This is a genomic window from Salinicola halophilus, assembly GCF_003206155.1.
Taxonomy (GTDB): Bacteria; Pseudomonadota; Gammaproteobacteria; order Pseudomonadales; family Halomonadaceae; genus Salinicola; species Salinicola halophilus.
In genome coordinates, this window is record NZ_PZJV01000001.1 from 566,538 (window position 1) to 581,834 (window position 15,297).

Annotated in this window: 18 protein-coding genes; 5 read left to right on the top strand and 13 right to left on the bottom strand. The window is 62.4% G+C overall.

Annotation, left to right across the window (positions count from 1 at the left end):
* Positions 1–56: 56 nt before the first annotated feature.
* Positions 57–923 carry a formyltetrahydrofolate deformylase gene (gene purU, locus DOM33_RS02645; protein ID WP_239495239.1) on the bottom strand — a complete coding sequence of 289 codons (867 nt, stop codon included), beginning with the start codon at positions 921–923 and terminating at the stop codon, positions 57–59.
* Positions 924–1,339: 416 nt separating this feature from the next.
* Between purU and DOM33_RS02650 the strand changes: the two genes are divergently transcribed.
* The gene (locus DOM33_RS02650; RefSeq protein WP_110667450.1) at positions 1,340–2,941 is read left to right on the top strand and encodes a ribonuclease J; all 1,602 of its coding nucleotides are present in this window, start codon (positions 1,340–1,342) and stop codon (positions 2,939–2,941) included.
* Between the two features lie 164 nt (positions 2,942–3,105).
* Here DOM33_RS02650 and DOM33_RS02655 read toward each other — a convergent pair whose 3' ends face one another.
* The 11 genes from DOM33_RS02655 to DOM33_RS02705 all read right to left on the bottom strand — a co-directional run bounded on the left by DOM33_RS02655 (position 3,106) and on the right by DOM33_RS02705 (position 10,676).
* Entirely contained in the window at positions 3,106–3,399 is a 294-nt protein-coding gene (locus DOM33_RS02655) for an H-NS family histone-like protein (protein ID WP_110665570.1), read from the bottom strand.
* Positions 3,400–3,559: 160 nt separating this feature from the next.
* A complete protein-coding gene (gene moaA / locus DOM33_RS02660) occupies positions 3,560–4,549 on the bottom strand; it encodes a GTP 3',8-cyclase MoaA (protein WP_110665573.1) in 990 nt (329 codons plus the stop codon).
* On the bottom strand, positions 4,546–5,007 hold the full coding sequence (gene moaE / locus DOM33_RS02665; protein ID WP_110665575.1) for a molybdopterin synthase catalytic subunit MoaE: 462 nt from the start codon (positions 5,005–5,007) through the stop codon (positions 4,546–4,548). Before moaE ends, moaA begins: the two co-directional genes overlap by 4 nt.
* Before the next feature lie 126 nt (positions 5,008–5,133).
* The gene (gene moaC, locus DOM33_RS02670) at positions 5,134–5,958 is read right to left on the bottom strand and encodes a cyclic pyranopterin monophosphate synthase MoaC (protein ID WP_110665577.1); all 825 of its coding nucleotides are present in this window, start codon (positions 5,956–5,958) and stop codon (positions 5,134–5,136) included.
* A gap of 176 nt (positions 5,959–6,134) precedes the next feature.
* Complete coding sequence (gene mobB, locus DOM33_RS02675; protein WP_420820179.1) at positions 6,135–6,752, bottom strand: molybdopterin-guanine dinucleotide biosynthesis protein B; 618 nt, start codon at positions 6,750–6,752, stop codon at positions 6,135–6,137.
* On the bottom strand, positions 6,736–7,341 hold the full coding sequence (gene mobA / locus DOM33_RS02680) for a molybdenum cofactor guanylyltransferase MobA (protein WP_110665579.1): 606 nt from the start codon (positions 7,339–7,341) through the stop codon (positions 6,736–6,738). The genes mobB and mobA overlap by 17 nt, the downstream gene beginning before the upstream one ends.
* The gene (gene upp, locus DOM33_RS02685; RefSeq protein ID WP_110665581.1) at positions 7,338–7,967 is read right to left on the bottom strand and encodes a uracil phosphoribosyltransferase; all 630 of its coding nucleotides are present in this window, start codon (positions 7,965–7,967) and stop codon (positions 7,338–7,340) included. Before upp ends, mobA begins: the two co-directional genes overlap by 4 nt.
* A 60-nt stretch (positions 7,968–8,027) precedes the next feature.
* A complete protein-coding gene (ung, locus tag DOM33_RS02690; protein WP_110665583.1) occupies positions 8,028–8,717 on the bottom strand; it encodes a uracil-DNA glycosylase in 690 nt (229 codons plus the stop codon).
* Between the two features lie 87 nt (positions 8,718–8,804).
* Entirely contained in the window at positions 8,805–9,293 is a 489-nt protein-coding gene (gene gpt / locus DOM33_RS02695; RefSeq protein ID WP_110665585.1) for a xanthine phosphoribosyltransferase, read from the bottom strand.
* Positions 9,294–9,348: 55 nt separating this feature from the next.
* Positions 9,349–9,897: an adenine phosphoribosyltransferase gene (locus DOM33_RS02700; protein ID WP_204352589.1), complete on the bottom strand. Its 549-nt coding sequence runs from the start codon at positions 9,895–9,897 to the stop codon at positions 9,349–9,351.
* Between the two features lie 170 nt (positions 9,898–10,067).
* Positions 10,068–10,676: a riboflavin synthase subunit alpha gene (locus DOM33_RS02705; protein WP_110665589.1), complete on the bottom strand. Its 609-nt coding sequence runs from the start codon at positions 10,674–10,676 to the stop codon at positions 10,068–10,070.
* A gap of 297 nt (positions 10,677–10,973) precedes the next feature.
* On the opposite strand from DOM33_RS02705, the gene DOM33_RS02710 reads away from it, so the two are divergent.
* The 4 genes from DOM33_RS02710 (at position 10,974) to DOM33_RS02725 (ending at position 14,320) form a co-directional block, all read left to right on the top strand.
* The gene (locus tag DOM33_RS02710; protein ID WP_110665591.1) at positions 10,974–12,017 is read left to right on the top strand and encodes a methionine ABC transporter ATP-binding protein; all 1,044 of its coding nucleotides are present in this window, start codon (positions 10,974–10,976) and stop codon (positions 12,015–12,017) included.
* A complete protein-coding gene (locus DOM33_RS02715; protein WP_110667454.1) occupies positions 11,998–12,651 on the top strand; it encodes a methionine ABC transporter permease in 654 nt (217 codons plus the stop codon). Before DOM33_RS02710 ends, DOM33_RS02715 begins: the two co-directional genes overlap by 20 nt.
* A gap of 158 nt (positions 12,652–12,809) precedes the next feature.
* Positions 12,810–13,610 (top strand): MetQ/NlpA family ABC transporter substrate-binding protein, encoded by an 801-nt coding sequence (locus DOM33_RS02720; RefSeq protein ID WP_110665593.1) that lies wholly within the window; start codon positions 12,810–12,812, stop codon positions 13,608–13,610.
* Between the two features lie 245 nt (positions 13,611–13,855).
* On the top strand, positions 13,856–14,320 hold the full coding sequence (locus DOM33_RS02725; RefSeq protein WP_110665595.1) for a GAF domain-containing protein: 465 nt from the start codon (positions 13,856–13,858) through the stop codon (positions 14,318–14,320).
* 38 nt (positions 14,321–14,358) lie between these two features.
* Here DOM33_RS02725 and DOM33_RS02730 read toward each other — a convergent pair whose 3' ends face one another.
* Positions 14,359–15,192 carry an HDOD domain-containing protein gene (locus DOM33_RS02730; RefSeq protein WP_162617867.1) on the bottom strand — a complete coding sequence of 278 codons (834 nt, stop codon included), beginning with the start codon at positions 15,190–15,192 and terminating at the stop codon, positions 14,359–14,361.
* Positions 15,193–15,297 lie beyond the last annotated feature (105 nt).

Below are 15,297 nucleotides of genomic sequence, written 5' to 3' on the forward strand. Positions count from 1 at the left end.
GGTGACGGCCGGTGCTGACCACCCTGGCGATGCTCGCGAACAGCCGGGTATGCCGATCAGGAAAAGACGACGGTCTTGTTGCCGTGGATCAGCACACGATCCTGTAGATGCCAGCGCAGCCCGCGTGCGAGCACGGCCTTCTCGACGTCCTTGCCCAGCCTCACCAGATCCTGCGGCGCGTGGCAGTGCGAGACACGCTGAATGTCCTGTTCGATGATAGGCCCGGCGTCGAGCTCCTCGGTCACGTAGTGACACGTCGCACCGATCAGCTTGACGCCACGCTCGAATGCCTGGTGATAGGGCTTCGCGCCGGCGAACGAGGGCAGGAAGCTGTGGTGGATGTTGATGACCCGCCCCATATACCGCTGGCAAAGGGCCGGCGGCAGGATCTGCATGTAGCGCGCCAGAACGATACTGTCGGCATCCTCTGCCTCGATCAGACGCTCGACTTCAGCGAACGCAGGCGCCTTGTCCGCCGGGTCGACCGGCACGTGGTGAAAAGCGATGCCGTACCATTCGACCAGCGCGCGCAGATCGTCATGATTGGAGATGACACACGGAATCGTGCAGTCGAGCTCACCCGAGGACCAGCGATAGAGCAGGTCCACGAGGCAGTGCGATTGACGCGAGACCATGATGACCAGCCGCTGCGGACGCGCCGGTTCGCTCAGCCGCCATGCCATGTCGAATTCTCGGGCAATCGTTTCAAAGGCCGCGCGGAAATCCTCGGCGCTCAGCGCGTTCGACTGAATGTCGTAGCGCATGAAGAAACGTCCCGCATCGAGATCCGAATGCTGATTCGCTTCCACAATGGAGCCGCCCTGCTCGGCAATGAAGCTCGACACGCGCGAGACGATACCCACGCGATCGGGACAGGAGACGATGAGACGGTAGTGATGCGGCGCGGGCTGCGCCATGTCCATTGACGTCTCGGCGGCCGACGAAGAGACGGCGGTAGAGGACGGCATGGCCGTTTGCGAAACACTGGCTGATGTCGACATAGAAATTGAAGGGCGATTCACAATGAGCAAAGGGGGTGAAAAGTCCGAATCCCTGACTCGATCGAAGGATTGGACTCGCTGTCGAGCGCGATATTGTATCCGATTTGGCCACCGGGACGCGTACCGGCCCGCGGAAAAGACCAGCCGCCGTGATCACTGCAACGACGCCCGTTCGCAGCCGGGGGCACCGGGCGTTTGAGCCCGTCGAGAGCCATGACTTATAGTGAAAGCAGTTTTCCCCGCTAAGGACGCCGATGTTTCCCACCCGCGCTCAGATCCGCCCCCGAAGTCATCCCCCTCTGCTGTTTCATCCTCTCGGCGGCTGCGGCGAAATCGGCATGAATCTCTCGTTGTACGGCTATGACGATCACTGGATCGCCGTCGACTGCGGCATGATGATCCGCCAAGACCTGCCCGACCAGCCGCTCCAGATTCCCGACGTGGATCATCTGGCGGCCGAATCGATGGTCCCCGAGGCGGTTTTCATCACGCATGGTCATGAAGATCACATTGGCGCGCTAGCCTGGATCTGGCCCCATTGGGGCTGCCCCATCTATGCGACGCCGCTGGCGATCGAGATGCTGCGAACGAAGTTCATCGAACAGGGACTGAAAACCGACGCACTCAAACCGATCACCCCGGGGAGTGAAACCGTTTGCGGGCGATTCCAGGTAACCTTCCTGCCGGTCACGCACTCGATTCCCGAGAGCTGCGCCCTATCGATCGTCACGCCGGCCTGTCATGTCTTTCACACCGGCGACTGGAAGCTCGACGAAGCGCCGCTGATCGGCTCGCCCATGAAAGCCTCGACCTTCCAAGCCCTCTCCCCGGTGGATCTCGTCGTGGCGGACTCGACCAATGCCGACGTCGAGGGGCATTCACGTAGCGAATCCGAGGCGGCCAGCGCCCTCGAAACCGCCATCCGCGGCTGCGACGGGCGCGTGGTGGTGAGCTGCTTCGCCAGTAACCTGGCGCGCATCGAAGCGCTCGGCAAGATCGCGCAGCGCTGCGGTCGCCGTGTCGGCCTGCTCGGCCGCTCGATGGAGCGAATGGTCGCAACGGCGATGCAGCTGGGCTATCTCGAGGACTTCCCGGCGCGCGTGCCGACTCACGACATCGGCTACCTGCCGCCGGACGAAGTCCTGATCATAGCGACCGGCAGCCAGGGTGAGCCGCGTTCGGCCCTTTCGCGCATGGCCCAGGGCCGCCATCCCGTACTCGATCTGAATACCGGCGATAACGTCGTCTTCTCGGCGCGCGCCATTCCCGGTAACGAGCGGCCCATCGAGCGGTTGAAGAACGGCTTCAAGCGTCTCGGCGTCATCGTCCACGACGAGACCACCAACCCCTCGCTACACGCCTCCGGTCATCCAGGGCGCGACGAGCTACGAACGCTATACGGCTGGCTGCGCCCGAAAGCCCTGCTACCCGTTCATGGTGAAATCGCCCATCAGGAGGCACACCGGGATCTCGCACGGTCTCTGGATATCGACGTGCCGATACTGGCGCAGAATGGCGCGATCGTCGCCTGGGAAGGTGAGACGCTCAACGTCAAGACACACCACCATCTACGTCCGGTCCTCCTCAAAGGGCGCCAGCGACCCGGAGACAAGCCGAAGCCCGAAACGTCCCGCGATACCCGCTCGCTTGCCATTGCATTGACCATTCTGCCCACCGAAACCGGCTGGACGCGCATCGGTCGCCTCATCTGGGATAGCGCCGTCGAACTCGACCTCGATGAACAGGCGTTGGCGCAATGGCTGGACGAGCGCATCGATGCGATTCCGGCACAAACGCTGCTCCAACTGCGCCAGCAACTTTTTCGCCCCCTGTGTGACTGGCTGCAAGAACGACTGTCGAGCGTCGTGCAGGTTCACCTTCAGCTCATGCCGGCTGACCCCGAACCCCAGTACGAAGTAAGGACAAACGATTCGTTCTAGGGTTTGCGCCGATAAAAAAGAGCGCACGGGTAGAAAACCCGTACGCTCTTTTTCGAACTTGCCCGATTCCCAAAGATACCGACCGATCTAGTAGGCTGGCGTGGTGGCTTACACCGCTCACCGCGTCCCGATGACGCGCCTAGACCCATCGCCCACCTCGAGGATCACGCATTCTTGCTGGCGCTCTTCGGCGGACGCCCACGACGTTTACGCGGTTGCTCACCCACGAGATCATCCATCGAAAGCCCGGCCGTATTCATGGCATCGCGAATTTCGGCCAGTTTCTGCTGCTTGTCCGCCTCTTCTTTCTGACGCAGATGGTCTTCCTGCTGCTTTTGCTCGATGACTTCGCCGATGACCTCAGAAAGCTTATGGAGTTGCTCCATGCTGAGTTGGCGAGCCGCTGCGCGTGCGACGTTCTTGTTACGAGCGATCCGCTCCAATGATTCGGTGGACATCGTCCCCTCCCGTTGCGAATACCGATAGCAGCTTGACGCTAGGTGATCGAATAAAAGTATATGCTCGCGCGGGATTTTGGCAAGAAACCCAGTTAAAAGGCACGCGTCAAAAGCGTGCCTTTTCGGGGTTAAAGCGATGTCACTCGAGAGATTTCCGGTACTAGCCCCCGGTCATATTCATGAACCTTACGACCTGCACGTCGCCGTCGGTGGTGAAATGATGCCGCTCCGGCTTGAGATCCATGGCCTGGATGATCTGGTCCTTGAGCGGCTCCATTTCGCCGGGATAGCGTCGTAGTGTCTGACGTAGATCGACCGAGTGTTCGTTACCCAGACACAGCAGCAAACGCCCTTCCACTGTCACGCGTACCCGGTTGCAGGTACTGCAGAAATTGTGACTATGCGGCGAAATGAAGCCGATCCGACTCGTGCTGTCAGGCATTCGGAAGTAACGCGACGGACCCAGCGTGGTTTCCGGCGAGGGAATGAGCGAGTGGCGGGTTTCGATGTGCGATTGCACGTCGTCGCTTGAGAAGAAAGTCTCACCCCGCGAGTGATCCGATACGTCACCGAGCGGCATCTCTTCGATGAAGCTGATATCGAGTGATTCGTCTCTGGCGAAATCCACGAGATCGAGAACTTCATCGTCGTTGCGACCCTTGAGAATGACGGCGTTGAGCTTGATCCGCTCGAAACCCGCATCTTGAGCTGCGTGAATGCCATCGATGACTTTTGCCAGATCCCCGGTACGCGTCAGCTGGCGGAATCGGCCCGGGTCCAGCGAATCCAGGCTGATATTGAGGCGAGAAAGACCTCCCTGCTTCAGCGTGACCGCATGCTTGGGAAGGCTCGCCCCGTTGGTCGTCATGGCGAAATCCTTGAGTCCCGGTAGCTGGCCCATGCCCGTGACGAGCTCCCCGATTCCCTGCCGCACCAGTGGTTCGCCACCGGTCAACCGGATCTTTTCGACACCGAGCTCGGTAAACGCACGGGCTATCTGCTGAAGCTCTTCGAGGGTCAATATTTGCGCCCGCGGTAGAAAGGTCATCTCCTCGCTCATGCAGTAGACGCACCGAAAGTCGCAGCGATCGGTAACCGATATGCGTACGTAGCGTACCTGGCGAGAAAAATTGTCGATCAAAGCTGTCATTGTCGCTCCCAGCGATCGGCATCGTTTCGATCGCTCTGTCGTTCACTCACCCAGTAGTCCCCACTGGCGGTGTGTTCCTTTTTCCAGAAAGGTGCGCGAGTCTTGAGATAATCCATGACGAAGTCGCACGCCTCAAAGGCATCTCGTCGATGTGCGCTGGCTGCGCTGACCAGGACGATCGCATCGCCCGGCGCCAGTCGTCCGATGCGATGAATGATGCCTACGCCTTCGAGCTGCCAGCGCTCTCCCGCCGCACGGGCGATATCGGTCAGGGCCTTTTCGGTCATACCGGGGAAGTGTTCGAGCGTCAGTGCCTGGACGTCGGGACGTTCGTTGAAATCCCGGACCAGACCGGTGAAACTCACGACCGCACCGATGTCATGCCGATTGCCGAACCACCGCGCCTGCTCGACGCCAACATCGAACGGCGACTCTTGTACTCGAACTTCCCAGGCCACGTCTTTCTCCTCATTCGAACGGTCTAGCGTCCGCTCTCCAGTATCCCGCCCCCCTGCTCGCCTCGGCCGGCCTCAGATTCGTGTCTCTGGGCGCAAAATCTCGAACCGCGAGCACGAAGACCTGTTCTAGCCACCGGTCACCGGCGGAAAGAAGGCGACCTCATCGCCGGGCTCGACGCGCGTGTCGTCACTCGCCAATGTTTGATTGCACGCAATCAGAATACGCGGCTCGTCAAGCATGGCGTACTGCTCTTGGTGATCACGGAGCGCACGCTTCACGCCTTGAATGTCGGCTTCGGCCAGCGCCGACACCGGTAACGTCAAACTCTCGTGTCCCAATCGTTCGCGCAGCTCGGCGAGAAAGCGAACACGAATCGACGGCTCGCTGTCCGCTTTCGATACTGTCGTTTTCGTATCGACGGCTTGGGTTGGCGCTGACGCCGCATCGGGGGTCGTCGGGATCGAGAGTCCGGGTGCGGTATCGCGGGAGAAATCGCCGGAACGCCCACCACGCTTCGCCTCAAGTTGGACGGCATCGATCGTCATGGCCTTGTCGACGGCTTTACACATGTCGTAGAGCGTCAAGCAGGCGACCGAGACCGCCGTCAACGCCTCCATTTCGACGCCGGTTCGCCCGTTCAAACGACAGGTCGCCGTCACGTCGACACAGGATTCGATCTCGTCGAGTTCGAAATCCACGGTCACTTTGGAGAGCGCAAGGGCGTGACAGAGCGGAATCAACTCGTGGGTACGCTTCGCGGCCTGTATCCCGGCGATGCGCGCCGTGGCCAATACATCGCCTTTGGGTAGGCCACCCTCGGCGAGTAGCGCAAGCGTCTCCGGCCGCATACGAATCCGTCCGGACGCCGTTGCCTCGCGTCGCGTCTCCTGCTTGTCGGCGACGTCGACCATGTGCGCTTCACCGCGCGCATTGAGATGGGTGAGCGTCATAACGCTTCGGCCTCGCTAGTCAGTCTTAACGGCAATCGTTAAGCGTAGTTCGGATCTTGGCGACTTCCCAACCCGGCCGGCGTTGCCGGTAACAGTCCCGCGAGAGGCAGTCGGTCGCCGATGGGAGCCCAACGGGGCTGATACTCGAGTGAGGTAGGCGACTCGACGGTTCGCGTTCAGCGCCGACGGTCATACGGTGTGGCCGCGGCAACGAGGCTCTCGTCGATGTCGCAAGCGGGATCGAAGTTGTCTGCCCAGACGCCGATCCACTGGGCGATCGCGTCGGGATCGTCGAGATCCAGCGCGACAGCGCCCGACGTCTCCACCAGGGGTTTCATGGCGATCGCCCGAACCCAGGGATCGGACTGGGTAGCTCTCTCTACGGCCCGCCCATCCCGGGAGGACGTTTCACATCGACGGAGTTCGAGCTTGGCGATCGGCCAGGATTTGAACCCTTCGACCAGGATCAGCGCCGGGCGAAGAGCCGCTACCTGAGCGATCAACGCCCCCAGATCCGGCTCCTCCTGTCCTGGCGTTTCCATCATCAACGCGAAGCGCCGATCCGACGCCACCAGGGTAGGCGCCGCGCCCGCGGCCCGCAGGCGGTAGCTATCCTTGCCAGGTGTATCGACATCGAAAGCGTGATGCGCATGCTTGATGACAGCCGCTGGCCAACCCAGCGCGCGAAGGCGAGGTAGCAAGGCTTCGAGAAGAGTCGTCTTCCCGGTCCCGCTCCAAGCAAAGACACCCAGCACGGGAATCACCGCCGCAGGCGTCTCAGGTCGCGGCATCATCACCCCTCTCCTGGCGTTCGGCCATGACCCGCTCCTCCGGCGTATTCAAGTTGGCGAAAGCCCGACCGCCGCACTCGAACGACACCTCTCGCCAGCGGTGCCGCGCATACCAGACGATGACCTTGGCTTCGCCCGTGGCCAGCCATGCCTGCAGATCCTCTCGCAGAGAGGTGCGAATCAGCGCGACCAGCGGTTGGCGACGCTCGCCGTCGTGGGCCGAGACGATGTCGGCGCCGTCTGCGGCGGCCGAAAGCGTCGTTGCACAGTCGAGCGGCAGCCATGGCATGTCGATCGGTGCCAGCAGGGTCCAGGGCGTACGCACGGCGCGCATGGCAGCGGCAGCCCCGGCGAGCGGGCCGGGAAAGCCGTGAACGTCATCCGAGATGACGGGCAGACCCAGCTCACGGTAGCGGTCGAGTTCACGATTGGCGTTGATCACTACTTCGCCGACCTGCGGCGAAAGACGCTCGACGAGACGCTCGACCAAGAATCGACCCGAGACGTCGACCCACCCCTTGTCGACGCCGCCCATCCGAGTACCACGCCCCCCGGCGAGCAGCGCCGCTGTGATATCAGAGGCAGGAATCAACGCGTGCCGAAGATCTTGTCGCCGGCGTCGCCGAGACCCGGGACGATATAGCCACTTTCGTCGAGCTTCTCGTCAACGGCAGCGGTGTAGATCTCGACGTCGGGATGCGCCTGGCGAACCCGCTCGATCCCCTCGGGTGCGGCGACCAGCACGATGACCTTGATCTGCTGACAGCCGCGCTGGCGCAGCATGTCCAGCGTCGCCACCATCGAGCCGCCGGTGGCGAGCATGGGATCGATGACGATGGCGAGCCGCTCGTCGAGATCACTGACGAACTTTTCGAAGTAGGGAACCGGCTCCAGCGTCTCTTCGTTGCGATACAGGCCGACGACACTGATTCGCGCACTCGGAATCAGGTCGGTGACGCCGTCTAGCATGCCGAGCCCGGCACGCAGGATCGGTACGATGGTGACCTTCTTGCCCTTGATCTGCTCGATGGCGATCGGGCCACCGTCCCAGCCCTCGATCGTCGCGGGCTCGAGTTCGAGATTCTGCGTCGCCTCATAGGTCAGCAGTTTCGCCACCTCGCACGCCAGCTCACGAAAGCTCTTGGTGCTGATGTCGACCGCGCGCATCAGGCCCAGCTTGTGTTTAACCAGCGGGTGGTCGATTTGGTGAACACTCATGATCGGCGCCTTCGTCAAAAATGGATCTAAACGCCGGCATTATACGCGAGAAGGGGCCGCTCAGGCGACGCTGGCTGGCAATTGCCAGTCGATGGTGCCACGCCCCCGAGATTCCAGAAACGCATTGGCCTGCGAGAAGTGGCGTTTGCCGAAAAAACCGCGGTGCGCCGAGAGCGGCGAGGGATGCGGGGCATGCAGCACGAGGTGTTTCTCGCAGTCCACGAAGCTCGCCTTCTTCTGGGCATAGCTTCCCCAGAGAAGGAAGACCACGCCGTCGCACTGCTCGTTGACCGTCTGGATCGCCCGATCGGTGAAGGTCTCCCAGCCCCGATTACGGTGCGAACCGGCATTGCCCTGCTCCACTGTCAGCACACTGTTGAGCAGCAGCACTCCCTGACGCGCCCAGCTCTCGAGAAACCCGTGCTTGACCGGCGTCGTGCCGACATCCTCGCTCAACTCGCGATAGATGTTCTGCAGCGACGGCGGGGTCGGTACGCCGGGGCGTACCGAAAAGCACAGGCCGTGGGCCTGATTGGGGCCGTGGTACGGATCCTGGCCCAGAATCACCACCTTCACCGCGTCCAACGGCGTGAGCTCGAAAGCCCGAAACCAGTTGGCGGAGTGCGGGTAGATGACCTTGTGGGCCGTCTTCTCAGCGGCGAGAAATTCGCGGAGCTTTCGCATGTAATCCGCGTCGAATTCTTGACCCAGATACGCGTTCCAGCTCTCGGGAAGCGGCGATGACGCCATCTCGACTCCCTCCTTGGAGATCATGGTGAACGATGACTGACAAGCGGCGCGACGCCAGACGACCTCATCGATCGAGGCGTCGACCTTTCAGGACTTGGACGCGCGAACCTGGTCCACCAGCGGTTCGACGTAGGCTGGCGCAAGATCCCAGGGGAACTGGATCCAGCAGTCCTGGGCGACCTCGGTCAAATACTGATCGACCAGCGGTCGCCCCTCGGGCTTGGCGTACACGGTGACGAAATGAGCCTTCGGCAGCATCTCGCGCACCGCACGGGCCGTCTTGCCCGTATCGACAAGGTCATCGACCAGCAGCCAGCCATCGCCGTCGTGGTCGACGCCCTTGATCACGTCCAGCTGCCCCTGCTCCTGAACCTCGTAGCTCTTGATGCAGACCGTATCGATCAGGCGAATGTTGAGCTCACGTGCGATCAGCGCTGCCGGGATCAACCCGCCCCGCGTGATCGCAACGATTCCCTGGAAATCCCTTTCGACGAGCAAATGACAAAGCGCACGCACGTCGCGATGGATCTGATCCCAGGAGACAGTGAATTGATGATGATAGCGATCGGCTGTCATGGGCGTGTTCCGTATTCAGAGAGACGCCGTGGCCACGAGGCGACGGCAGAATAGATTACTCGTCTTCGGTGAAGCTACACACGGCGAAGACGCTGTAGCCGGCATCGCGAATCTGCTGCGAGCCGCCCAGTTCGGGGAGATCGAGAATCGAGGCGAGCTCGACGATATGCCCACCGCTGCGCGAGATCAGCGACGCCGCCGCCAGCATGGTGCCGCCGGTCGCGATGAGATCGTCGATCAGCACGATCCGATCGTGTTCGCGAAAGGCATCGGAATGCAGCTCGATGGTCGACTCGCCGTACTCGAGCGAATAGGTCTCACTGATGGTCTGAAACGGCAGCTTGCCCTTCTTGCGCACCGGCACGAAGCTGCAGCCGAGTTCGTAGGCGAGCGGCGCCCCCACGATGAAACCGCGGGCATCGATGGCGGCGATGGCATCCACCTCGAGCTCCTGATACCGGTGTACGAAGCTGTCGATCAGCTTGCGAAACGCGGCGCTATTCTGCAGAAGCGGCGTGATGTCACGAAAGTTCACGCCGGGCTGCGGCCAATCGGGAACGGTGCGAACCACCGACTTGATATAGTCGCCGTAGATACTGCTCATCGAAGAAGACTCCATGGACCGGGTAGCAGTGCGATGGGGCTAGAAACGAGCGACCACCGCGCAAAGTCGGCAATGTTAACCAAGCCCGAACGTCGACGCGACCCGCAGGCCGGGCATCCCGGCGAATGCCGTCATCATGACCTGCCCCACTGCCGCCCCGCCTCGCCCCATCACCCTCTCGCTGCCAGCACTCGCTCCACGGTCTCGACGATCACCTGCGTCTGCGGATCGATCTCGATGTTGACTCGATCGCCGGGCATCCGCTCGCCAATGGTCGTGCGATCCAGCGTCTCCGGAATGAGGTTGACACAGAATCGCCCCTCGTCGACCGCGCCGACGGTGAGACTGATGCCATCGACACCGATATAGCCCTTGTCGAACACGAAGCGCGCAAGCGTCGGGGGTAGCGCGAACCATAGCCGTCGGTTATTGGGCGCCTCCTCGATCTCGACCACGCTCGCCATGTCCATGACGTGGCCGGACATGGAGTGACCGCCGATCTCGTCGCCGATGCGCGCGGCGCGTTCGAGATTGACCCGGCCACCCACGTCGAGATCACCGAGATTGGTGAGCCGCAGCGTTTCCCGCATCAGATCGAAGCTGACGTTGTCGCCATCGATCGCCGTGACCGTCAGACAGCAGCCGTTGTGCGCGACCGACGCACCGAGTTCGAGCCCCTCACGCATCGCCTCGGAGAACGCGACGACATGAGTGAAGAGCTGATCGCGCTTTTCGATCGCAACGACGGTGCCGACTTCCTGGACGATGCCGGTGAACATGAAAGACCTCACGAGACGACGGGCCCACCTCGGCGCATCGCCGGGCGGCGGTGAATGGGGCTGAAAAACGACAGAGACTGACAACCGATGGGCTGAAAGGGTGGCGACAGTCTAGCACGCGTCGCTCGCGGCGAGCCTGTCGGCAACGTTGATCGAGAGGGCTTCGGCGGTCGCCGCCAACGAGCGGGATCAGTATACTAGCGCGCTCGCTGACGCCGGGGCAGCGTCTGGCAGGCGCCGCCTCGGGCAACCAGTCCATTTTTTCGGCTCAACGGCCCCCACGATCTCACGGGTCCCATGATTTCACTCGACAAGGTTTCCAAGACCTATGGCAGCGGCGCGGGTGCCGTCCCGGCACTGGTCGACGTCGACCTCGACGTGCCCCAGGGCGCCATCTACGGCGTGATCGGCCTGTCAGGCGCCGGCAAATCGACGCTGATCCGCTGCGTCAATCTGCTCGAACGCCCGTCTACCGGTCGCGTGCACATCGACGGCCAGGACATGACGGCGATGAGTGCCGCTGAACTGCGCGCCGCGCGCCATCGCTGCGGCATGATCTTCCAGCACTTCAACCTGCTGACCAATCGCAGCGTTTACGACAACGTCGCGCTGCCGCTGGAACTGATGCGCGAATCGCGCCAGACCATTCAGGAACGCGTCGAGTCCCTGCTCGAAATGACCGGGCTTGCCGACAAGGCGCACCAGTATCCGGCCCAGCTCTCCGGCGGACAGAAGCAGCGCGTCGCCATTGCCCGCGCGCTCGCTACCCGCCCCAAGGTCCTGCTCTGCGACGAGGCCACCTCGGCGCTCGACCCGCAGACGACGGCATCGATTCTCGCGCTCCTACAGGAGATCAATCAGAAGCTCGGCCTGACCATTCTGCTGATCACCCATGAGATGGAAGTGGTCAAGACGATTTGCCATCGCGTGGGCCTGATCTCCGATGGCCGACTGGTCGAAGACGCGGAAGTCGGCGACTTCTTCACCGCCCCGCGTACGCAGCTCGGCCGCACCTTCTTGAACGACTTCCTCGAGCTGGAGCCACCCCGCGCCCTGGTCGAGCGTCTCGAACCGACGCCCGGCGAGAAGACGCACCCGGTGGTGCGTCTGACCTTCTCGGGGGACAGCGTCTCGACGCCGCTGATCTCGACGCTATCCCGCGATCATGGCATCGACGTCAGCATCCTTCAGGCCAAGGTCGAATCCGTCCAGGGGCGCACGCTGGGGCTGATGATCGCCGAACTGATGGGCCAGGCCGAGCAGACGACGCAGGCACTGGCGACACTCGAATCCTTCGATCTGCAGGTGGAGGTACTGGGCCATGTCCAGCGCACTGATTGATCTCGTCTGGGAATCCACTCTCGAGACCCTCTACATGGTGGCGGTGTCGGGCATCATCGCCGCCCTGCTCGGCATCCCGCTGGGCATACTTCTCTACGTGACGCGGCCGCGGCAGATTCTCGCCCAGCCGGTCGCGCATCGCGTGCTCGGGCTGGTCACCAACATCGGCCGCTCGATTCCCTTCATCATCCTGCTGGTGGCGATCATTCCGTTCACGCGGATGATCGTCGGCAGCTCCATCGGCACCAACGCCGCCGCAGTCCCGCTGACCATCGCCGCCATTCCCTTCGTCGCTCGTCTGGTCGAGGGCGCTCTGAACGAAGTGCCGCCGGGACTGGTGGAAGCCGCGCAGTCGATGGGGGCGACGCCGATGCAAATCGTCATGAAGGTGCTGCTGCCGGAGGCGCGTGGCGGCATCATCAACGGTCTGACCATCACCGTGGTCGCTCTCGTCAGCTACTCCGCGATGGCCGGCGCCGTTGGCGGCGGCGGCCTGGGCGATCTTGGCATCCGCTACGGCTACAACCGCTTTAACCCCACCGTCATGCTGATCACCGTGGTGGTTCTCGTGGTCATGGTGCAGGTATTTCAGAGCCTGGGGGACTACCTGGTGCGCAAGAGCGATCATAAGTGACCGCTGACGCCATCTCAAGGTTTTGATAACCAAAACGAATTAGCGGGATTTCGGTTATTCCGTTAGTTTTAACGATCTCGACGCTTCCCGTGACCGGTTCCGTCATCGAACCGGTCGCATCAGGCTTTCATCGATCTATCGATCAAGGAGATTCGCCAATGCCGATTTCACTCAAACACACCCTCGGCGCCGCCGCACTGGGCCTGGGTCTTGCCGCCGGCAATGTGCACGCCGCCGACGAGAGCCTCAAGGTCGGCACGATGGCCGGCCCCGAGAGCGACGTCATGCAGGCAGCTGCCACCGTGGCCAGGGAGCAGTACGGTCTCGACGTCGAGATCGTCGAGTTCAGCGACTACGTCACGCCCAACGCGGCGCTGGCGGATGGCAGCCTCGACGCCAACGCCTACCAGCACGCGCCCTACATGGAAGCGATGGTCAAGGACCGCGGCTACGACTTCGCGGTGGCTGGCAAGACCTTCGTCTACCCGATCGGCGCCTACTCGGCCAAGTACGATAGCATCGACGATCTCCCGGACGGTGCCACCATCGCCCTGCCCAACGACCCGACCAACGAAGGGCGCGCGCTGATTCTGCTCCACGACGAGGGAATGCTCGAGCTCAACGACCCGGAAAATCTGGAAGCGACTCCGATCGACGTCGCGGACAATCCCCACGACTACGATTTCGAAGAGATCGAAGCCGCGCAGATGCCGCGCATCCTGGAAGACGTCGATATGGCGTTCATCAACAGCACCTTCACTCAGCCGGCCGGACTGACGCTGGACGACGCGCTGATCAAGGAAGGACCGGAATCACCCTACGTCAATCTGATCGTCGTGCGCGAAGGCGATCAGGATCGTGAAGCGATCCAGGACCTGGTGAAGGCCTACCAGTCCGAGGCCGTGGCCGATAAAGCCGAAGAGCTCTTCGGCGCCGGCGCCGTGCCCGGCTGGAAGTGATTGCATCGGCGTGACCGAAAACCAGCGCTGCGGCGCTGGTTTTTGCGTTCTGGCCGACCGCTGACCGTTACCGGGTCACGCCGCGAATGAACCAAACCGGCAACGAATGCCGGCTCGCCCGCACTGATAGTGACCCGGACTCATTCTGACCCATGCCTGTCGCGAGAAGCGCTTCGCGCCGCCGAAGGCGCGTCTTTCCACGCGCGGGCTTATCTTCCCAGCTATCGATGCGAGATCGCCTCCCCATGCAAGAACCCACCGACTACGCAAGCCTTGGGCGTCAGCTCGCCGCCCTGCTCGACACCCGCGACTGGCTGACCAATGCCGCCCAGACCAGCGCTTTTCTGATGCAGAGCCTGGAGGGGCTCAACTGGGTCGGCTTCTACCTGCAGCGCCAGCCCGAAACGCTGATTCTCGGCCCGTTCCAGGGTAAACCGGCATGCAATCCCATCCCCTTCAGCCGCGGCGTCTGCGGCGCCGCGGCACGAAGCCGTGAAACCCAGCGGGTGGACGACGTACATGCGGTCGCCGACCACATCGCCTGCGACGCTGACTCGCGCTCAGAGCTGGTCGTTCCGATCGTCGTGGAGGGGCATCTATGGGGCGTTCTGGATATCGACAGCCCTCAGCCCACGCGCTTCAGCGCCGAGGATCAGGCCGGCATCGAGCGGCTCTGCCAAACCTTCGTCAGCGCTTGCGATTTCGGCTGAAGCCGGACGACAGCCTCGGGCAGACGCCGCGGGCGGCATCAATCAAGGAAGACGTCGAGTTCGTCATCCGCCCGCAGGATCTCGAGAACCGCCTCATACAGGCTCAACAGATCGATCGCCAGCGGGCGCCTCACCGCCCGCGGCATCTCGCTGAGTGCATGCTCTTCGCGCCAGCCATCACCGACGTGACGCGCCAGCTCGATGGCGAGATTGACCGCGGCTGCATAGGGCGAAAAAGGCACCGCCTCGAGCGGGCGCTCCTGATAGGCGAGCGCCGTGCTGATCGGCTCGGGGAAGCGCCAGTGCCGGGCCAGTTCCGCCCCCACTTCGGCGTAGTTGAACCCGAACTGATCGATCTCCAGCTCGCTTCTCGGCGCGCCGCTGGCGACCAGGGCGTCGACCCTCGCCATCACCTCCGGATAGCCGATGTGCATCAACGCCGCCCCGACGCGATGCAGAATCCCGCAGGTAAACGCGGTTTCGGGCGCGAGCCCGTCGAGACGGCTGTGCCGGATGAGCGCCCGGCTGATATTGGCCACCATGAAGGATTCGTGCCAGAAGGTTCGACGATCGAGCCCCGGCACGTCCTTTAGCACGCCGACCATGCCGGACGCGATGACCAGCGTACGCACCCGGTCGAACCCCAGCAGCAGCAGCGCGTTGTCGATCGAGGCAACGTTGCGCCCCACGCCATAGCGCACCGAGTTGGCCGAGCGCAGCAGCTTGAGGCTCAGACTCGGGTCCTTGCGGATGCTGGCCGAGACGTGGTGAATGCTGATGCGGTCATTGCCGAGACTGCTGATGAGCTCGCTGACGACCGCCGGCACGGTAGGGAGCTGATGAATCTTCTCGAATAGCGGAAGCAGTGACATGTCGACTCTCGCGTGATGAGCGCCGATCCGGTGCGTGAGCGCAGGGTTATCGTCAACGCCGAATCCGGAGACCGGGCGCTTCAGCATGCGCGACGAACGGACACA